The sequence below is a fragment of the Curtobacterium sp. MCBA15_016 genome (genome assembly GCF_001865105.1).
In the GTDB taxonomy this organism is placed as follows: Bacteria; Actinomycetota; Actinomycetes; order Actinomycetales; family Microbacteriaceae; genus Curtobacterium.
The window spans coordinates 987-2,482 of sequence record NZ_MJGR01000065.1; the positions used below are offsets into that span (position 1 = coordinate 987).

Below are 1,496 nucleotides of genomic sequence, written 5' to 3' on the forward strand. Positions count from 1 at the left end.
ACGGCGCGGTCGAACTCGACATCACGGGGATGACGTGCGCCTCGTGCGCGAACCGCATCGAACGGAAGCTCGGCAAGCTCCCCGGCGTCACGGCGACCGTGAACTACGCGACCGAGAAGGCCACGGTCTCCGGCAGCTCGGACACCGGCGCGCTCATCGCGGCCGTGGAGTCGGCGGGGTACGGGGCGTCCGTGCCCGCCCCGCCCGCACCGGACGACCCCGCCGCCCCGCGCGAGGACGATGCGTCCGCGGCGCTCCGGCAGCGCCTGGTCGTCTCCGCTGTCCTCGCCGTCCCCGTCGTCGTCCTGTCGATGGTGCCCGTGCTGCAGTTCCCGAACTGGCAGTGGCTGGCCCTCGCACTCGCCGCCCCCGTGGCCGTGTGGGGCGCCCTGCCCTTCCACCGTGCTGCGTGGGTGAACGCCCGGCACGGTGCCGCGACGATGGACACCCTCGTGAGCGTCGGCGTCCTCGCGGCGTTCGGGTGGTCGCTGTACGCACTGTTCCTCGGTGACGCCGGGATGCCCGGCATGCACATGACCTTCTCGTGGTTCGCCACCGACCCCGAGGCGAGCGACCTGTACCTCGAGGTCGCGTCCGCCGTGACCGTGTTCATCCTCGCCGGGCGGTACATGGAGGCCCGCGCGAAGCAGCAGTCCGGGGCCGCGCTCCGCGCCCTGCTCGAACTCGGGGCGAAGGACGCGACGGTGCTCCGCGACGGATCCGAGTCCCGCGTGCCCGCCGCCTCGCTCGTCGTCGGCGACGTGGTCGTCGTGCGGCCGGGGGAGCGGATCCCGAGCGACGGCACCGTGCGCGAGGGCTCGTCGGCCGTCGACCTCAGCATGCTCACCGGCGAGTCCGTGCCGGTCGAGGTCCGCCCGGGCGACGACGTCACCGGCGCCACGATCAACGTCGGCGGGCGGCTCGTCGTCACGATCACCCGGGTCGGAGCCGACACCGAACTCGCCCGCATGGGCCGTCTCATCGAGGACGCGCAGACAGGGAAGGCCGAGGTCCAGCGCCTCGCCGACCGGGTGTCCGGCGTCTTCGTCCCGATCGTCATCGGGCTCGCGGTGCTGGCCTTCGTCGGGTGGCTCGTCCTCGGCGGCTCCCTGACGGCGGCCTTCACCGCGTCGGTGGCCACGCTCATCATCGCCTGCCCCTGCGCGCTCGGACTCGCGACCCCGACCGCGTTGCTCGTCGGGACCGGCCGGGGATCGCAGCTCGGGATCCTCATCGGCGGTCCGCAGGTCCTCGAACAGACCCGGGGCGTCGACACGATCGTCCTCGACAAGACCGGCACGGTCACCACCGGGTCGATGGCCCTCCGCTCGGTCACCGGCACGCCGGACACCGACGACGCGGCGGTCCTCCGTCTCGCCGCCGCGGTCGAGGACGGCTCCGAGCACCCGGTCGCGCGCGCGATCGTCACGGCCGCACGGGCCCGCGGGCTCGACGTCGCCGGTGCGACGCAGTTCACCGCGACGCCCGGCGCCGGC

General features: G+C 73.9%; 1 protein-coding gene. It reads left to right on the plus strand.

Annotated elements, in window-relative coordinates:
• Positions 1-1,496: cation-translocating P-type ATPase (locus BIV03_RS17585; protein ID WP_071296606.1), on the plus strand; the 1,496-nt coding region annotated here is incomplete at both ends.